The 19337-nt window shown below is 54.6% G+C and carries 16 protein-coding genes; 12 read left to right on the forward strand and 4 right to left on the reverse strand.

Going from position 1 to position 19337, the window contains the following annotated elements:
* Window positions 1-101 precede the first annotated feature (101 nt).
* Window positions 102-941 carry a MurR/RpiR family transcriptional regulator gene (locus ACX9GU_RS21500; protein ID WP_473192861.1) on the reverse strand — a complete coding sequence of 280 codons (840 nt, stop codon included), beginning with the start codon at window positions 939-941 and terminating at the stop codon, window positions 102-104.
* Window positions 942-1107: 166 nt separating this feature from the next.
* On the opposite strand from ACX9GU_RS21500, the gene ACX9GU_RS21505 reads away from it, so the two are divergent.
* A complete protein-coding gene (locus tag ACX9GU_RS21505; RefSeq protein ID WP_179249124.1) occupies window positions 1108-1287 on the forward strand; it encodes a transcriptional regulator in 180 nt (59 codons plus the stop codon).
* Between the two features lie 191 nt (window positions 1288-1478).
* On the opposite strand, the gene ACX9GU_RS21510 is transcribed toward ACX9GU_RS21505, so the two are convergent.
* A complete protein-coding gene (locus ACX9GU_RS21510; RefSeq protein WP_473192862.1) occupies window positions 1479-2357 on the reverse strand; it encodes a siderophore-interacting protein in 879 nt (292 codons plus the stop codon).
* Between the two features lies 1 nt (window position 2358).
* The gene (locus ACX9GU_RS21515; RefSeq protein ID WP_473192863.1) at window positions 2359-3585 is read right to left on the reverse strand and encodes an MFS transporter; all 1227 of its coding nucleotides are present in this window, start codon (window positions 3583-3585) and stop codon (window positions 2359-2361) included.
* Window positions 3586-3718: 133 nt separating this feature from the next.
* Here ACX9GU_RS21515 and ACX9GU_RS21520 point away from each other — a divergent pair, with 133 nt between their 5' ends.
* The 11 genes from ACX9GU_RS21520 (at window position 3719) to ACX9GU_RS21570 (ending at window position 18515) form a co-directional block, all read left to right on the forward strand.
* Window positions 3719-5449 (forward strand): IucA/IucC family protein, encoded by a 1731-nt coding sequence (locus tag ACX9GU_RS21520; protein WP_473192864.1) that lies wholly within the window; start codon window positions 3719-3721, stop codon window positions 5447-5449.
* Window positions 5446-6396: a GNAT family N-acetyltransferase gene (locus ACX9GU_RS21525; RefSeq protein ID WP_473192865.1), complete on the forward strand. Its 951-nt coding sequence runs from the start codon at window positions 5446-5448 to the stop codon at window positions 6394-6396. The genes ACX9GU_RS21520 and ACX9GU_RS21525 overlap by 4 nt, the downstream gene beginning before the upstream one ends.
* A complete protein-coding gene (gene iucC / locus ACX9GU_RS21530; protein ID WP_473192866.1) occupies window positions 6393-8141 on the forward strand; it encodes an aerobactin synthase IucC in 1749 nt (582 codons plus the stop codon). Before ACX9GU_RS21525 ends, iucC begins: the two co-directional genes overlap by 4 nt.
* Window positions 8138-9463: a lysine N(6)-hydroxylase/L-ornithine N(5)-oxygenase family protein gene (locus ACX9GU_RS21535; RefSeq protein ID WP_473192867.1), complete on the forward strand. Its 1326-nt coding sequence runs from the start codon at window positions 8138-8140 to the stop codon at window positions 9461-9463. The genes iucC and ACX9GU_RS21535 overlap by 4 nt, the downstream gene beginning before the upstream one ends.
* A 22-nt stretch (window positions 9464-9485) precedes the next feature.
* Window positions 9486-11681, forward strand: coding sequence for a TonB-dependent siderophore receptor (locus ACX9GU_RS21540; RefSeq protein ID WP_473192868.1), 2196 nt, complete (start codon window positions 9486-9488; stop codon window positions 11679-11681).
* A 569-nt stretch (window positions 11682-12250) separates the two neighbouring features.
* Complete coding sequence (locus ACX9GU_RS21545; RefSeq protein ID WP_473192869.1) at window positions 12251-12694, forward strand: winged helix-turn-helix domain-containing protein; 444 nt, start codon at window positions 12251-12253, stop codon at window positions 12692-12694.
* Between the two features lie 123 nt (window positions 12695-12817).
* The gene (locus ACX9GU_RS21550) at window positions 12818-13396 is read left to right on the forward strand and encodes a fimbrial protein (protein ID WP_473192870.1); all 579 of its coding nucleotides are present in this window, start codon (window positions 12818-12820) and stop codon (window positions 13394-13396) included.
* Between the two features lie 72 nt (window positions 13397-13468).
* Window positions 13469-14203 carry a fimbrial biogenesis chaperone gene (locus ACX9GU_RS21555; RefSeq protein WP_473192871.1) on the forward strand — a complete coding sequence of 245 codons (735 nt, stop codon included), beginning with the start codon at window positions 13469-13471 and terminating at the stop codon, window positions 14201-14203.
* Window positions 14204-14252: 49 nt separating this feature from the next.
* Window positions 14253-16811, forward strand: coding sequence for a fimbria/pilus outer membrane usher protein (locus tag ACX9GU_RS21560; RefSeq protein ID WP_473192872.1), 2559 nt, complete (start codon window positions 14253-14255; stop codon window positions 16809-16811).
* Between the two features lie 29 nt (window positions 16812-16840).
* Window positions 16841-17959 carry a fimbrial protein gene (locus ACX9GU_RS21565; protein ID WP_473192873.1) on the forward strand — a complete coding sequence of 373 codons (1119 nt, stop codon included), beginning with the start codon at window positions 16841-16843 and terminating at the stop codon, window positions 17957-17959.
* Window positions 17960-17972: 13 nt separating this feature from the next.
* The gene (locus tag ACX9GU_RS21570) at window positions 17973-18515 is read left to right on the forward strand and encodes a fimbrial protein (RefSeq protein ID WP_473192874.1); all 543 of its coding nucleotides are present in this window, start codon (window positions 17973-17975) and stop codon (window positions 18513-18515) included.
* 61 nt (window positions 18516-18576) lie between these two features.
* Here ACX9GU_RS21570 and speD read toward each other — a convergent pair whose 3' ends face one another.
* Window positions 18577-19335, reverse strand: a complete 759-nt coding sequence (speD, locus tag ACX9GU_RS21575; RefSeq protein WP_473192875.1) for an adenosylmethionine decarboxylase — start codon at window positions 19333-19335, stop codon at window positions 18577-18579.
* Window positions 19336-19337: the final 2 nt, after the last annotated feature.

Here is a 19337-nt window from a genome sequence, read left to right on the forward strand (position 1 = left end):
GAGAAAGGATGAAACAAAAGATTCTTAAATTATTTATCTGCAACTAAAGAATCAACGGACGCAGCATACAGCGCCCTTTTAGCCGCGTGAAAACCAACGCTTCAGCGCTGCTCCAACTCCTCCAGATCGCTGAACAGATTGGCGACCTGATGAATACGCTGCCGCCCTTGCGACAACCTGTCATGCAGCAACGCATTGCTCAGCAGGCTCGCCAGGCTCATGGCACTGGAGTAACTGTCAAACGCCGAGACGCTATCGAGCGGCGTCATCAAATGCCAGCTAGCCAACGGGATCAGCGCCTGGGCCTGTGGTTCGCAGATCAACAACGTTGGCACCTGCTTGATCTGCAACTGTTGCAATATCTCTCGCGCCAGACGTGGACGGCGGCGAAATGCCACTACCACCACCATATCCTGTGACCCCAGATCCACCAGATCTTCGGCCAAGGTTTGGCCCGGCTGCGGTATTAACAAAACCTGCTCACGTACCTGCATCAGTTGCTGGCGCAAATGCATCGCGACGGGATAGCTGTTGCGCATCCCCAGCAGCAGCAGCCGCCGGGATTGCCCCATGGCAGCAATCACAGCGCCAAACTGTGCCGCATCAATCTGCTGCACCCAGTGCGTCAGATTGGCCATTTCCTGCTGGTAATGGCGGGCCAGCAAGGTATTCCCCTGCACCGCGTCACGGTTCTCGGTCAATGGCATACCGCTTTGGCGCAGGGTGCGCAGCTCGTCACGCATTGCGCGATAGCTGGTATAGCCCAGGCGCTTGAATAAACGGCTGACCGTGGCCTTGGACACCCCGCTCAGGCGCGCCAACTCGGTGCTGTTATAGCTAATCAGGTCGTCAAAGTGATCGAAGATAAAGTCGGCCACCCGCTGCTCTTGAGGGGCCAATTGCGGATATTCGCTGCGCAGGCGCTCATCAATCTGTTTCATTGCTATGTTCCGCTGTAACTTTTGTTTCAGCGGAACATAGCACAGCAGCCAAAGCGGCTGCCAGCGTTGAAATTTAGACAGTCATGCATGCTCAAAAACTAGACAACAACTGTTTGAGCGATTTATTGTAGGGAATGATTTTGCCTCTCACGACTTAGGACGACTTATGGCGACGATAACCCCGATTAAAGTTGATGATGACCCCAGACAACGCTTGCATTTGGATCTGTTACAAGCATGGGAAACCTACCAAACCGAAGGTAACTTTCTGACAATGGAAGAAGCTGATCACTGGCTGGCTAAATTGGAGAATGGTGAGGACACAGAGATCCCGCTGATGGCATAGGCTGTAAGATAATGGTGTTTATACCGCGACACATTAAGCCTGAAACAGGTGGGAGTCATGCAGGTTAACCGACCGTTGAGCGCATGGATGCGCGATTCGAGCCCCCAGGGACGGGTTCACGGCGTGTCGGTGATCTGCATGACTTCCACCTGTAGCACTATTAGGCACAGCAATTTAGTAGGCTCAGAAACTTAACACCAGTACGCCATAAAGTTCACCGTGGAACGGTCCAGATCGCGTTCGCCAATCAGGTAACGACGCAACGTTTTCACCACCGAAGACTCCGCCGCCACCCAGGCGTAAAAGGTCTTGGCCCCTTCGGCACGCTCCCACAGCAAATCCCCGCCGAGGCTGTTTTCAGCCAGAGACTGCGCTTCGGCCCGTGCCGAGGCAGGGATGTTAACGCGCTGACGCACCGCCTCCACCAGCAGCGTGCCATGCAGTTGCTGATGTCCAACGTCCCGTGGCAGCCAGTAAACCTCGGCAAACGGGAAGTGCGCCATATCGAGGCAGTCCCCCGCTACCGGCACTTCGAAGAAAGCCTGCACACGCGGCGGATTAACCTGTTGCGCCAACTGCTCGAGGATACCCATTGCCGCCGGCAGTGCCGTTTCATCGGCGATCAGCAGCGCCTGCCGGGTTTGCGCCGGAGGGGCCCACTCATAGCCGCCGCTGTCCTCAGCAAAATCGGCATTCGGCGCTACAGCCTGGAGTTTATCTCCCGCAACGGCATGTGTTGCCCAGGCTGAGGCCGGGCCATTAATGCCATGGAGCACGAACTCCACGTCCATTTCATTCTCAGCAGCACGCAATGCCCGCAACGTGTAGGTGCGCATCACGGGCCGTTGCTCCTTCGGTATCGCCATGTAGTTACGGTACCAATCGTCGCTATTCGTCAACGGCTGGATATGCCCTTCCGCTACCGGGAACAACAGCTTGATCCGCTGATCCGGGGCTTCCAACTTCATGCGCTGGACCTCTGGGCCGGTAAACACGCAGCGCAGCAGCGAGGGGGAAACGTTTTCCTTGTGCTTCAAGGTAAGATCAAAGATGCGATAGCTTGCGGACATATCACTCACTCTCCCGTGCAATGTCTGCCATTCGATGCTGGCACCATAGCCAGCTGCTAATGCCGCCCAACAGGACGGCGGCTGCCAGTGCCGCCGCCACCAACTGCGACTCACCGTAAAATTTACTCACCACCGGCACCATCAGCGCGCTCGCGCCATAGCCTAACGTATGGCTGGTGGCGATCGCTCCCGCCCCTTTGCCGGTAGATAACTTATCGTTCAACATCAGTTGATAGCCCGGCGTCGCCATCGCGGCCCCAAACGAAGCCAGCGCACAGCCAAGATAAAACAGCGCCAGCGGAGCGGTACACATCAGCCCCAAGCCAGCGATCATCAACCAAGCGGCAACCATCAGTAGCTGCGGCGCAGTAAGGCGCTGCGGTCGCACCACCATAAACTGTGCCAACAGCGTGCACCCCGCCGCTACGCTGAGCAATACCGCCACATGGTGGCTGACGGTCGTCGCCGAATGGCTGAACAACCGCTGCAAATGCGGAGCCAAGCCCAGCTGCATCAGGCTGACACAGCCCGCCAGCAGTAACGCACATAATAAATAGGGCATCATCGTCAGCCGCAGGCGGTTTTGCTGATGCGCCACCGCAGGCAGTGGCGGGTCGTTATGCTGGCGGCAGATCACCAGTAACGCGATCAACGGCGCAATCGCCATCAACCACAGCGGAGCCATCGGGTGCAAAGACAGCGCCAGGGCCGCACACAGCGGGCCAAGCAACCGGCCACAGCTCAGGCCGGAACTGATAGTGGCCAACGCCGCCATACGTTGTTCATACCCAGCGCGTTGCAGCGCCCAAGTCTGGCTGGCGGGCACCATGCCCGATACTGTCAAGCCGTAGATAATGCGCGCCACGATCAAGCCACCCAACCCAGCCATTTCAGGCAGCCAGCCAGCAGCCAGCCCCCACACGGCCAAGGCCAATAACGCAAAGCTGAGCAGGTAACCCGCCAGGGCCATAAGCACCACGTATTTACAGCCGCGAATTTCTGCCTGTCGCCCCCACCAGGGAGAGCCGACCAGAAACAGCATCGACCCCAACGTTAGCAACCCTGCCCACACCGACAGCGAGAGCTGGGTCAGGCTGACCAACACGGGTAATGCGACCAGCAAACCATTTTGCCCAATGCCCAATAGCCCGGCACAAAACGCCAGCGGCCAGTTTGAAGGAGAATCATTACCAATTGCAACGATTTTTGAAGCGGAAAATAAGCGCATTAAGTAAAATAACCGTTAAGAAAATGATGTTTTTATGTGTAATTAATTAAAAAATTGTATCATGCAGCGATTGATAATAATAAGAACTATTGATATAAGAATCATTCTCAATCGCTCCAGAGTGACAAGGGTCATGACCATCCAGTTAGCAAGCGCAGCAACCGATGTGGCTGCGCAATGTTTTCTCAACGCACTAATGCGTGAAACCCGGGACTGGCACATCGTTCCGGCAACCGATAGCCAACAACCTCAGCTACACCTCCCACTTTCGGATAGCCAGTTCATTCGCATTCCATTACGGCATATCTCGCCAACCCAACATCATCAATATCAGTTCCCCGCCTGCCTGAATGGCAACGGTGAAGCGCTGAGTTTTGAGCGGTTGGTTACGTTGTTGCTGGCCAAACCGGCAATAAAAGGCCAGCTGAGTGAGGAGGTTTTGGCACGCTTTCGCCAGCGAGTGCTGGAAAGTCATGACAATACCCAACAGGCGATCGCCATCCGGCTGGACTGGCCAAAGCTACGTGACCAGCCGCTGAATTTTGCCCAGGCGGAACAGGGGTTACTAGCTGGCCATGCCTTCCACCCGGCACCGAAATCTCATGAGCCCTTCGATCAGCAGCAGGCACAGCGCTATCTGCCAGATTTTGCTGGCAGCTTCCCCCTGCGCTGGTTTGCGGTAGATAAGCACCACCTGTGTGGCGACAGCCTGGACCTGACGTTACAACAGCGCCTGCAACGCTTTGCCGCAGAAAGCGCGCCGCAGCTGCTAGGCCATTTTACCGATGACGTCTGGCTGCTGCCGATGCATCCATGGCAGGCCGATTATCTGCTGGCACAAAGCTGGTGCCGCGAATTGGTCGAACAGCACAAGCTGAGCGATCTGGGTGAGGCCGGTGAACGTTGGCTGCCAACTAGCTCTTCACGCTCGCTGTATCACGCGGGCAGCCGCGACATGATCAAGTTTTCCCTCAGCGTACGGCTGACCAACTCGGTGCGTACCCTGTCGGTAAAAGAAGTGAAGCGCGGCATGCGTCTGGCACGGCTGGCACAGACCTCCCGCTGGCAGGAGTTGCAAGCTCGTTATCCAACGATGCGCGTGATGCAGGAAGATGGTTGGGCCGGGTTACGTTCCGCAGACGGCACGATCCAGGAAGAAAGCCTGATGGCGCTGCGCGATAACCTGCTGTTCGGTCAGGCGCAGAACCAAACCAACGTGTTGGTTACCTTGACGCAAGCAGCACCAGACGGTGGCGATAGCCTGTTAGCCGCGGCAGTGCGCCGCCTGGCTGCTCGCCTGAACTTGCCGTTGCAGCAGGCCGCCCATTGCTGGCTGGATGCTTACTGCCAGCAGGTGCTGCTACCGCTGTTCAGCGCCGAAGCCGACTACGGCCTGGTGTTGCTGGCTCATCAGCAAAATATTCTGGTGGAAATGCAGCAAGACTTGCCGGTGGGCATGCTGTACCGCGATTGCCAGGGCAGCGGCTTTACTCGCGATGCCACGCCTTGGTTGGATGAAATCGGCGAAGCCGAAGCGGAGAACCGCTTTAGCGAGCAGCAGCTGTTGCGCTACTTCCCTTACTACCTGCTGGTGAATTCGACGTTGGCCGTGACCGCCGCAATGGCGGCAGCAGGGTTCGACAGTGAAGAGAGCCTGATGGGACGAGTACGGGATGCGTTAACCACGCTGCGTAACACGGCGAAAAATACCCGCTGCCTGGACTATGTGCTCGACAGCCAACATTGGAACTGCAAGGGTAACTTCTTCTGCTATCTGCACGATCACAATGAGAACACCATTGTCGATCCGGCAGTGATCTACTTTGATTTCACCAATCCGCTGCGCGTGGAGGCCGACCAATGATGCCCGTTGCCAAGATTGTTCACGCCACCAGCGGATTCCGCTGCGAACTGCAGGGGAAAAACCTGTCCCTTAGCCTGGGATTGGACGGCAGCGCTGCGTTGCATTATCCAGGCTCACTGCCAGCAGGCTGGTTGATTCAGGCTTTGGATCAGTTGCTGATCGCGGCTCCACAGCTGAGCGGCATTGCCCTGCCCTATGCCGAATGGCGCGAGGAACCACATGCTCTGGCACTGTTCGCCCAGGCCTGCGGTGATTACCTGGCCCGTGAAACCTTCTATCAGTTGCCGCTGTGGCTGATCGCCGAACGCCAAACCGCTGGCGGCCAGATGCAATACGACGCCGAGCGCGAGCTGTGGTTCCCGCAGCGCCCTGCCAGACCCAGCGGTGAGGTTTATCGCCGCTACGATCCACAAATCAAGCGCAGCTTGAGTTTCCGTTTGCCCGAAGTGGAACGCGACGCCGAGCAGTTCACCCGTTGGATGAACTCCCCCCGCGTTGACGCCTTCTGGGAAATGAGTGGTCCGCTCGAGGTTCAGGCCGCCTATTTACAGCGCCAGTTGGATTCCAGCTATTGCTACCCGCTGCTGGGCTGCTTTGACGACCAGCCGTTTGGCTATTTCGAAGTTTACTGGGCACCCGAAGATCGCATTGGCCGCCACTATCGCTGGCAGCCGTTCGATCGCGGCCTGCACATGCTGGTCGGTGAAGAGGACTGGCGTGGCGCGCAGTACATCCGCAGCTGGCTACGTGGCCTGACCCACTACTTATACCTGGATGAACCCCGCACCACTCGCGTCGTGGCCGAGCCACGCGCAGACAATCAGCGGCTGTTCCGCCATCTGCCCACCGCTGGCTACCACACGCTGAAAGAGTTTGATTTCCCCCATAAGCGTTCACGGCTGATTATGAACCAGCGTGATGACTTCTTCCGCGAGGGACAGGTATGAGCCGCCACGATTACGCCGATTGGCAACGCGTTAACCTGCAGATGATCGCCAAGATCCTGGCGGAACTGGAGTATGAGCGCACCTTGCAAGCCGAGGAGCACGACGGGCAATGGCAGATTGCGCTAGGTGATACGACCTACCGCTTCAGCGCCAAACGCGGGATCTGGGGTTGGTTGCACATCGACGCCAACAGCCTGAGCTGCGATCGCCTGCCGCTGGCCGCCGATCAAACGCTGCGGCAACTGGCGCAGGTGCTGAAGATGGACGACGCGCAGATCGCCGAACATTTGGAAGATCTGTACGCCACGCTACGCGGTGACATGCAGCTACTCACCGCTCGCCACGGGATGAGCGCCAACGATCTGATTGCACTGGATGCCGACGCGCTGCAATGCCTGTTGGCAGGCCATCCGAAGTTCGTCTTCAACAAGGGGCGTCGTGGCTGGGGCCTGACGGCGCTGCAACAGTATGCGCCAGAATATCAGGGCCAGTTCCAACTGCACTGGGTGGCCGCCAAACGCAGCAGCTTTGTCTGGTGCATTGACGAGGACTTCCCGCTAGAAAACTTGCTCAACAGCGCGATGGACAGCGGGGAACGTCAACGCTTTGACCGCCGTTGGCACGAATTGAAGTTGAACAACGACTGGCTGCCGGTGCCGCTGCATCCATGGCAATGGCAGCAAAAAATTGCGCTGCATTTCCTGCCACAACTGGCCAGCGGTGAACTGGTTGAGCTGGGCGAGTTTGGCGATCGCTATCTGGCTCAGCAGTCCCTGCGCACCTTGACCAATACCAGCCGCCAGGTGCCCTTCGATATCAAGCTGCCGCTGACCATTTACAACACCTCCTGCTATCGCGGCATTCCGGGCAAGTACATCAGCGCCGGGCCTGCGGCTTCACGCTGGTTACAGCAGATTTTCGCCAGCGACAGCACCTTGCAGGCCAGCGGCGCCCAGATCCTGGGTGAACCGGCGGCCGGCTATCTGGCCCACCCAACCTACGGAGCACTGCCCAAGGCCCCCTACCGTTATCAGGAAATGCTTGGGGTGATCTGGCGTGAAAACCCCTCCTGTTATCTGCAACCGGGCGAGCAGGCGATCCTGATGGCAACGCTGATGGAAACCGACAATCAGGGTGAACCGCTGATCGCCGCCTACATCGCCCGTTCCGGCCTGAGCGCAGAGGCGTGGCTGGCGCAGATGTTCCAGGCGGTAGTGCTGCCGATGTACCACCTGATGTGCTGCTACGGGGTGGCGCTGATCGCCCACGGCCAGAACATCACATTAGTGATGAAAGACCATGTGCCGCAGCGGGTACTGCTAAAAGATTTCCAGGGCGATATGCGCCTGGTAGATCGGGACTTCCCACAGGCCGCTTCACTGCCGCAGGTGGTGAAGGACGTGACGGTGCGCCTGCCTGCCGATTATCTGATCCATGACCTGCAAACCGGGCATTTCGTCACCGTGCTGCGTTTCGTTTCGCCGCTGATGAGCGGCTGCGGCATAAGCGAACCGCGTTTCTATCAAGTGCTGGCACAGGTGCTGGAACGCTATATGGCGCAACATCCGCAGCTGGCCGACCGCTTTGCCCTGTTCGACCTTTTCAAACCACAGATTATTCGCGTGGTACTCAACCCGGTGAAACTCACCTATTCAGAGCAGGATGGCGGCAGCCGCATGTTGCCGAACTATCTGCAAGATCTGGATAACCCTCTTTATCTGGTCTCCAAGGAGTTTGCCCAATGAATCAGCCTCTGGATTTCATCGGCATCGGCGTCGGTCCATTCAATCTGAGCATTGCCGCACTCGGCAGTGAAGTTACCGGCTTTAACAGCAAGTTCTTCGAACGTAAACCGCACTTCTCCTGGCACCCCGGCATGATGGTGCCGGACTGCCATATGCAGACCAGTTTCCTCAAGGATCTGGTCAGCGCGGTTTCGCCGACCAATCCGTACAGCTTTCTCAACTACCTGGTAAAAAGGAAGAAGTTTTATCGCTTCCTGACCACCGAGCAGCGCACGGTCTCCCGCGAAGAGTTCGCCGACTATCTCGATTGGGCGGCTAACGGGCTGGAGACGCTCGAGTTCAGCCAAGACATCCGCAGCGTGGATTTTGACGACCAGCAACGCCAATTTGTTGTCACCACCCAGCGCGATGTCTACCGTGCTCGCCATATCTGCTTGGGGATAGGCAAGCGGCCCAAGCTGCCGGACTGCGTCAGCGAACAGAACGACCGCTGCTTCCATGCCAGTGAAATGAGCCTGCGTAACCCGGATCTTACCGGCAAACGCGTTACCGTGATCGGCGGCGGCCAAAGCGGGGCCGATCTGTTTTTGAATATTTTCCGCGCCGAGTGGGGCCAGCCCAAGCAGTTGAACTGGATCTCGCGCCGCAACAATTACAACGCGCTGGATGAAGCTGCCTTCGCCAATGAATACTTCACGCCAGAATATGTAGAAAGCTTCTACACCCTGAGCGACAGCGCCAAACAGCGCATGCTGACCGAGCAGAAAATGACGTCGGACGGCATCACCAGCGGATCGCTGCTGGCGATTTACCAGGCGATGTACCACCGCTTTGAAGTGTTACGTGAAAAGCCTTGGGCCCACCTGCTGCCTAGCCGTTCATTGGCCGCGATGCACGCATCCGACAATGGCTATCAGTTGGTCACCCATCACCATCTCGATCAGGGCAAGGAAACCTTCGACTGCGACGTGGTGATCTTCGCTACCGGTTATCAGCAAGACCGCCCGGCGTTTCTCGCACCGCTAGCCAATCGCCTGTTGACCACGGCGAACGATGAGTATCGCATCACGCCGGATTTCACCCTGGAATGGCAGGGGCCGAGCGAAAACTGTCTGTTTGCCGTCAACGCCGGCATGCACAGTCATGGCATTGCCGAACCCCAGCTCAGCCTGATGGCCTGGCGTTCGGCCCGTATTCTCAACCGGGCATTAGGACGCGACCAGTTCGACTTAACGTCCACCCCGGCTGTGATCCAATGGCGTAGCCAGCAGGCAGCGGTCACCGCCCAAGCTGCACACGACGCCATCTTTAACTTTAACTAACCATGGAAACGTTTGAACAACAATGAAACGCAGACACCTCTGGGTACTAAACCCTTGCCTGTTGGCAATGCTCGCACCAACGGCCTGGGCAGAAGAACAAAAAAATGATGACCAACTGGTAGTTTCCGCCAGCCGCTCTCACCGCAGCGTTGCGGAAATGGCCCAGACCACCTGGGTGATCGAGGGCCAGGAAATTGAGCAGCAGGTGCAGGGCGGTAAAGAGATCAAGGATGTGCTGTCGCAGCTGATCCCGGGCATGGACGTCAGCAGCCAGGGCCGTACCAACTACGGCATGAACCTGCGTGGCCGCTCGATGATGGTGATGATCGACGGCGTGCGCCTGAACTCATCGCGCAGCGACAGCCGCCAGCTAGATTCGATCGATCCGTTCAACATCGCCCATATTGAGGTGATTTCCGGGGCTACCTCGCTGTACGGCGGCGGCAGCACCGGTGGCCTGGTCAACATTGTGACCAAGAAGGGCCAGGAAGAAAAACAGGTTGAGCTGCAGCTTGGTGGTAAAACCGGCTTTAACAGCAGCAGCGATCACGATGAAAACGTGGCGGCAGCGGTCAGCGGCGGCACCGATAAGGCCTTCGGCCGCCTGTCGCTCTCCTATCAGCGTTACGGCGGCTGGTATGACGGCAAAGGCGACGAGGTGCTGATCGACAACACCCAAACCGGCCTGCAATATTCCGATCGTATCGACCTGATGGGCACCGGCACCATCAACATCGACGATCACCAGCAGCTGCAGCTGACCACGCAATATTTCAACAGTGAGTCAGACGGTAAGCACGGCCTGTATCTGGGGCAAAACTTCTCGGCGGTGACCGGCAACGGGCCAGCCTACAACAGCGGCAATCTGGATTCGGATCGCATTCCAGGCACCGAGCGCCATCTGATCAACCTGCAATACTCCAACACCGATTTCTGGGGCCAGGATCTGGTGGCGCAGGTGTATTATCGTGATGAATCGCTGACCTTCTATCCGTTCCCGACCCTGAGCGGCGGCAAGGTAACCAGCATCGGCGCTTCGCAACAGAAAACCGACTTTTACGGCGGCAAGCTGACCCTGAACAGCAAACCGATCGATAGCCTGACGCTGACCTACGGCTTTGATGCCGACCATGAAAGCTTCAATGCCAACCAGCAGTTCTTCAATCTGGCGCTGGCCCAGCAGTCTGGCGGTATGACGCTGCAAAATGCCTACAACGTCGGCCGCTACCCGAGCTATACCACTACCAATCTGGCACCGTTTATGCAGGCCAGCTACGACATCGATCCGATGTTTACCCTGAGCGGCGGCGTGCGCTACCAGTACACCGAAAACAAGGTGGATGATTTTGTTGGCTACGCACAGCAACAAGGGATCGCCAACGGCCTGGCGACCTCTGCCGATGCCGTGCCGGGCGGTAAAACCGACTACAATAACGCGCTGTTCAACGCCGGTTTGCTGGCACATCTGACAGAACGCCAGCAGACCTGGTTCAACTTCTCACAAGGGTTTGAGATCCCGGATCTGGCCAAGTATTACGGCTCCGGCACCTATAAGCTGGTGAACGGCCACTATCAGCTGCAAAAAAGTGTCAACGTCAATGACTCCAAGCTGGACGGCATCAAGGTTGACTCCTACGAGCTGGGCTGGCGCTACAACGGCGACAATCTGCGTACCCAGGTTGCGGCCTACTATTCCCTGTCAGACAAGACCATCACCATCAATAAAACCGACATGACCATCAATATGAACGCTGACAAACGTCGGATTTATGGCATGGAAGGCGCGGTGGACTACTTCTTCGACGACAGCGAATGGAGCACCGGTGCCACCTTCAACCTGATCAAGTCGGAAACCAAGACCGATGGCAAATGGGAGAAGTTGACCGTCGACACCGCCAGCCCGTCGAAAGCCACCGCCTACGTCAACTGGGCACCGGGTGACTGGACGGTTCGCGTGCAGTCGCAGCAGACCTTCGACGTTTCCGACAGCCAGGGCCGCAAGCTCGACGGCTATAACACCATTGACGTCCTCAGCAGCTATGCCCTGCCGGTGGGCAAGGTCAGCTTCAGCGTAGAGAACCTGTTGGACAAAGACTACACCACCGTGTGGGGCCAACGTGCGCCAATCCTGTATAGCCCAACCTACGGCGCGCCGGAGTTGTACAGCTATAAAGGCCGTGGCCGTACCTTTGGTTTGAACTACTCAGTGCTGTTCTGAGACCTCTCTGATATCACCAGGCCGAATTCATTTATTCGGCCTGCTTATCATCCACACAAGGGATGCGTTCTCCACCAATACTAAAATCATAAATAAAAAAAGCAAAGATATGTTTAATATCCATACACACCGGGTATTAATGCGATTTATCCTACTTGCGAACAGCAAAAATTAAATATAAGATAAAAAGTCATTAGGATTTCTCCGAATAGAAAAACATCAGATCGCTGATTATTTCCACCTCAACTTCACCCCGCAGAATTTAAAAGGGAAGAAACAAAATCCAACGTCGATAGACGCCCAAAAACAGCACATTATGCTTATGCATTAGATCCACTACAGTAATAGAATTTAATATCGAAAAAATCCCACCAACCCTAAAAAACAAACACAAATAGCAAAAACAAACTAATTAACAGATTTATCCGCTTTTATTTTGGGTTATTTTTTTATTTTTATGAATTGACAATAACTCCTCAGGCAATAATATATGAAGCCATGTTTGGGATTGATAGTTCCAATAAAATAAGAGTCAGGCAGTTTCAGCAGTGGATGCAGCGGAGTTGATTATGGATGATACAAGTCAAATTAGACATGCAGCAACGCCAATCATCGAAACGGGTGATAGTGAGTTATTTCTTTTTGGCTATATCATCAATAATGAATTTCAGGTAGATATACAATCAGGTTCCGTAATCAAGCTATACAATACCATGGAATATGGTGATGAACGATTTACCAACTATCTAAAACTGCGTGAAACGATGCTGCGGTTGCTGACGTATCTATTGGCACACGCAAGCTCTGGCTATGTTTCCAACCAGGAGTTATTGGTACAGGTTTGGGAGAACTACTATTTATCCTCTTCAACCACCCGATTAACCCAAGTGGTTGCCGAGCTCAAAGCAAGGCTAAGTAAAATTGGTATCGCCAGTGACTTTATTAAAAGTTCGCGAGGAAAAGGATATACCTTACGTGGAGCCTCAGTAACTCCATTATATATAAAAATATGATTTTATTGTTTATCACCACCAAAAGGGAACAGCATTTTCACTGCCATAGTGAAATGACGGCTCTGATATCACTCCATGTAACGATCAGAGTATTTTAAGGATAATTAACAAGGATCATATGTAATGAAAAAAACTACATTAGTAATGGCTCTCTCACTGGCTATCGGCGGCTTCGCTGCGCTTCCGGCTTCCGCCGCTATCACCGTAGCGGGTGGTAATATCAATTTCACCGGCGAAGTCACTGACGCCACTTGCCTGATCAACGACCAGACGCCAAATGGTGCTGTTGATCTGAACGTGCCTTTAGATACGGTCAGTGCCAGTGAGTTAAGCTATGCCGGTGCCACGGCCAAGCCTGAACCATTTACCATCAAACTGGGTGGCCCTACTGATTTAAACTGCACCAACGGTAAGATTGCTTCAGTGTATTTTGAACCAACTAGCCCGGCTATCGATAATGCGACTGGTTGGTTGAAAAATACTTCAGCCACCAATCCTGCGACAAATGTTCAGGTACAAATCCTGAATGGCGAAACCAACAGCCCGATCAACCTGGTATCCGGCAATAACAACCATGCGCCGAAAACCATCGCCAATCAAACTGCCGAATATACCTACATTGGCCAGTATATTGCTGTAGGTGGAGCAGCGGGCCCGGGCCAAGTTGCCTCAACGGTTAAATACAGCATCGTTTATCAATAAAACCTGACTGAATAGATTATGGCCCTGTCATGACAGGGCCATATTTACTACGGCTATACTGACGAGATTGTTATGCCCTTGATTAAAAAGTATTGGCTACTGCTATCGCTGCTGTTAAGCGGATTTTTTTCTTCCTCCTTGCATGCCGGTATCGTCATATCTGGTACTCGTGTGATCTACCCAAGTGATGCCAAAGAAATCACGCTGAAGCTGGAAAATAAAAGCCGTTTCCCACTGTTGGTGCAATCCTGGATTGATGCAGGCGATGCGAATTCAGCGCCTGAGGACAGTGATGTCCCCTTTATGATCATGCCACCGGTTTCACGAGTTGAACCCGCCAAGGCGCAAACCTTACGTATTACCTCAACACCGTTGGTAAGCCATGCCACCGACCGCGAGACGCTATATTGGATCAACGTGCTTGAAGTCCCTCCGCAGTCGAAAGGGGATCAGAATTACCTCTCCATCGCCTATCGCAACCGCCTGAAGGTATTTTACCGCCCTTCCACGTTGCCAGGGCTGTCACTGGAAACCATGGATAAGGTGAGTTGGCAACGGCAAGGGGAAAAATTGCTCGCTAAAAACCCCACGCCATACCATATCAGCTATGCCTCCGTGCAGTTATCTGGCTATGGCATCGCCTCGGTAGCCGGCACTGATGGCGGCATGATTGCCCCCTTTTCTGAGCAAACCTTTCAACTAAAACGCGATAACAAGGTTATTGCTACGCCACCAAATAGCGTAATCACCAAGGCGATTAATGACTATGGGGCTTTTATTGAAAAAATATACCCGTTAGGCCGCTGACATAACCCTTTTTCAGAAGTATTGGCTTATCTGAGTCATCAAGGATGCTATGACTAGGTGTAAACCGACAATAAAATCCGCGCTGAAGTGGTTTCTTTCATGCGCCATGATTTCGGCCACTTCCAGCTATGCGGCAGACACGCCGGAAGAAGTGACATTCGATCCCAGTTTTTTCCCTGGCGGTAAGGTCGGAACATTCGATCCGGCCCAATTCAGCCGCAGTAACGTCGTTGTTCCTGGTATCTACACCGTGGCAATCGAGCTTAACGGCCAACGGATCGGCAATGACAAAATCCAGTTTAAGGCCCAGCCGGGCAATAACCTGCAATCCCTTCCCTGCTATCCGGGCAGTTTCTTTTCGTTGCTCAATTTGAGCGCAGAGAAACTGTTGGCTCAGATCCCTGCCGTGCAATTGACGCCATTAGTGCAAGAGGGCTATTGCGGTTCACTCAGTGAACTCCTGCCCGGGGCCACCGTCAGCTTTGATATCGGCGAACAAAAACTGACGTTGACGATACCGCAGTTGCTGCTCAACAGAACGCCGCGTGGCTATGTCAATCCCGAGCTGTGGGAGGATGGCCTAACCGCCTTGATAGTGAACTACAACGCCAACGTTTATCAGTCAAGACAGCGGGAAAACAGCAACACCTACGGCTATCTCGGGCTGCGTAACGGCCTGAATTTCGGCCCTTGGCGCGTGCGAAATAACGGCAGTGTCAATTGGTCCTCGGGAAAGAGTGGCGGGAATTACAAAAGCACATCTTCCTATATCAGCCGCGATGTTACCGCGCTGCAATCTCAATTGATCCTGGGTGACGCCTTTACCAGTGGCGAACTGTTTGACGGAGTACGTTTCCGAGGAGCCAGACTTTATTCTGATGACCGTATGCTACCTGACGCCCTACGTGGCTATGCCCCCGTAGTACGCGGCATAGCCAATACCAACGCCAGAGTGATCATTACTCAGAATGGTTACACGCTCTATACCACTACGGTATCTCCTGGGCCTTTCGAGATCGACGATCTCTACCCCACCAGCTATGGAGGGGAATTGACCGTACAAGTAGAAGAAGCCAATGGCCAAGTCCGATCCTTCACGGTTCCCTATGCTTCAGTGACTCAAATGTTGCGCCCAGGGATAAGCCGCTACGAAGTGGCAGTGGGTAAAGTGAATAGTGATGGGTTGGCAAACAAGCCTGAATTTGGCAGCCTGACCTACCAGTTGGGCCTGAGTAATTTCATTACCGGCTACACCGGTGCCACCGCCAGCAAAGGGTACCTTTCTGCCTTATTAGGTGGCGCTATGAACACGTTTATCGGTGCCCTCTCATTGGATGTCACCCAGGCGAAAACCCGGTTGCCCGGCCAGCCTTCGCGTTCAGGGCAAAGCTATCGTATCGGCTTCAGCCAGATGTATCCAGAAACACAAACCAGCTTCTCGGTGGCCGCTTATCGTTACTCAACCGACGGTTTCCTGAGCTTGAATGACGCTGTGCAGCTGCGCGATCTGGCCCTGCGTAATGGAAATATCGATGCCTATGGCCGCCAACGCAGCCTGTTTACGCTTTCGGTCAACCAGCAACTGGGGCAAGGCTGGGGAAGCCTGTATGCCACCGGCAATCATACCTCTTACTGGAACCAGAGCAGTTCGCAACAGAGCCTGCAGCTAGGCTATAGCAACTTCTGGCGCAATCTCAGCTATACCCTCTCGGTCAGCCGAACGCTGAGCGGGCAACTCACCGGAAATACAGAAGAAACAACGGCTAATCGGCGGGAAACCCAATACGCGTTGACGCTCTCGTTACCGCTAGGCTCGAACCTCCATGCGCCAACGCTCAATGCTACCGGCACGACCGACGACAAGGGGAGCACTGGCCTGATTGGCCTGTCGGGCAATGCGGGTGAACAGAATCAGTTTAACTATGCCGTCAGCACCAGCCGGAATACTGAAGGCAATAGCAACTTTTTCAACGGTGGCGTTGGCTACCGCTCATCCCTTGCCCATATGGGCGCAAACTATAGCTATGGACAGGGAAACCGGCAGGTTTCAGCAAGCATGGATGGTGCCCTGGTGGCCCACGGTGGCGGTATCACTTTAGGGCAATCACTTGGCGAAACAAGCGGTCTGGTACACGCGCCTGGTGCTGAAGGCGCTCTCGTTACCAGCGCTCCCGGCGTTCAGATCGACCGTTTTGGCTACGCCATCGTCCCTTACCTGCGGCCCTATTATCTCAATCAGGTCGATATCGATCCCAAGGGCAGTTCACAGGACGTAGAGTTGCTGTCTACCCGCAATACCACGGCCCCCCGCGCCGGTGCCGTGGTCCTGCTTGATTATGAAACCAAACGCGGCAAGGTGACCTACATCAGAGCCAAGCGACCGGATGGTAGCCCACTGCCCTTCGCTGCCAACGTCTATGATGCGCAGAACAATGCCGTGGGGGTTGTCGGCCAGGCCAGCCTGGTGGTAGCTCGCGATCTCGACCTGAAAGGCGCGTTGCAGGTGAGGTGGGGGGATAGTCAGGCAGAGCATTGCAGCATCCACTATTCGCTGCAGCCAAGCACCGCTGAAGACAGCAGGCAGTTGATTCAAGGAGTCTGCCAATGACAAAGTGCCCACACGAAATGAGAAACAACATGAAAAGAAAATTCGCCTCAGCAATAGCGATATCACTGCTGCTCTGTGGCGGCCTGTATGCGCAGAATGCGCTCGCGGCAAGTGCGGGTTGTGATTGGGATAGTTCCTCCGCTGTCAAAGCTCCGCTTGATACCCGGTTGACCATCGGCGGCTATGTTACCGTGGGGGAGGATCTTCCCATCGGCAGTGTCATCTATTCCCAACGTATCCAGACCAATGGCAACGGTGCCAGTCTGCTGTGCCGCGCAGGGGTTTATGACCTGGTTAACACCGTTATCAGTGCGCCCCATGGCCAATCCAGTTACCGTGACGCAACGTTTCCCACCGTGTTCAATACCAATATTTCTGGCGTCGGGGTAGCCCTGTGGCAAGGTACCCCCGATGGTAACAGCGGCTCCCATCTACAGCTCCCAGGTAGGCTTTCTGCCTTCTTTTCACCCAGTAGCGACAGCGTTTTCAACTTTACCGGTCAGGACGATGCCGCAGTCAGTTTTAATATTGCAATGATTAAAATTGCCGCCAACATCGGCAGCGGAACTATTAGCAGTAGCGATCTCCCCAGGTTCAAAACCTCATTCGACGGCAATGGTGAGAGCTTTGTCTATCAACAAGCGAGGATAGTGGGCAACCTGACGGCGATCCCGGCAACCTGCAACGTTGGCAACAATTATTACCTGCCGCTCGGGGAGCACTATCCTGATGAGTTCAACGGTATCGGCAGCACGGCAGGCAGCGCCGAGACTCAGATTGTGCTATCGGGTTGCCCCGCTTTCTATGGTTCAACCTCTTACGGCGTGTTCAAGCCCAATGTTATCAGCCTCAAGCTGACGCCGCGCAACGGATTTATTGATGCTGAACGCGGGATCTCGAAACTGAACACCACCGCCGGTGACGCAGCCTCAGGGGTAGGTGTCCAACTGAGCTTGAGGCAGGAAAATGGCAACTACCAATGGGCCAAATTCAACCAGAGCATCAATCTGGCAAATTACATTACCTTCCTTGAGGACCGCGGCAGCGATTACAGCCTGGGCGTCAAGGCGACTTATGTTCAAACCTCAACCCCCATCCGGGCGGGCAGGGCTGATGCCCAAATAGAGTTTATGATCACTTACCAATAACCGGGAGTGGAGAATGAAGATAACGAATACGCAGAGAATACTGTCTCTGCTGGTGCTGATTTGCTGCGGCAACAGCGTTGCAGCCGCCTCTACTGGCATACTGAACGTTACTGGCTCCATCAAGCTCGCAACCTGTTATTTTGACAGCGTCGAGGGGCAAGAACACAAGGACTACGACTGGATCATGCCGCAGGTCTCTGTGGGGAACCTACGCGCAGCCGGTATGACTCATGGCCGTTCGCTAGGCAGTATCCATATCGGCGGGGTACATTGTACCAATGGCTACACGCCCTATATTACGCTGGGAAATGGGCCGACGGTCAGTTCGGATACCGGTAACCTGGTCAATACGCTGAACGGCGAGGCCGACAACGTCGAAATCCGGCTTCTGATGAATGACAAGCCGCTGGATTTACGCACCGGCCCGCGCGTTGGCTGTGCTGTTATTACCGATAACCGCAGCCAGTGTGATATCGGCTATGAGTATTATGCCACCGGGCGCGCAACCCCCGGAAAAGTGAAGAGTGCGGTACTGTTTAATATCAGCTATGACTGATTTCTTCAGCGCACTAAGCAAATTGATGCCTGCGATTGTCCGTTAGCAGGCATCACCCCGTCTACGGCATATTTCGTCCAGAGTAAATCTCCCGCATCTCTTTACACAACAGCTTGCTGATCTCCAGTTGTCGGGCCTCGCTGAGGGTGTGCAACCTGGTGCTGAACAGGTAATCATGCAAATCGAACGCTTTTAGCAACATCTTGGTATGGAAGATATTTTCCTGATAAACGTTCACATCCACCATCTGGTAAAGCGACTTTATCTCTGGCGCAATGAAGTTTTGGATCGAATTGATCTCATGATCGATGTAATGCTTCACCCCATACACATCCCGGGTAAAACCTCTGACCAGGTAATCGATCGTCACAATATCTGACTCCAACTGCTGGATCAGGTAGTTGAGGGCTTTCAGCGGCGAAATCACCCCACAGGTCGAGACGTCGATATCGGCTCGAAAGGTGCAAACCCCACACCCAGGGTGACTTTCCGGGTAGGTATGAACACAGATATGGCTTTTGTCCAAATGCGCCACGACGGACTCTGGCTGGGGAGGCTTGACCGGCTCCTCACTGGCGAGAATAGTCACGCTGGCACCTTGCGGCTCATAGTCCTGGCGGGCAACGCTCAGCACGTTGGCTCCAATCAGCGAACAGGTTTCCACCAGGATCTCGGTCAGACGGTCGGCATTATATTGCTCGTCTATATAGGCGATATAGCCGTCGCGCTCGGCTACCGTCTCGGCGTAACAAATATCGTAGATACAAAAACTCAGACTCTTGGTCAGATTATTGAATCCATGCAGCTTGAGCCTTGGCAATT

This window comes from Serratia sp. K1WW1 (assembly GCF_055790865.1).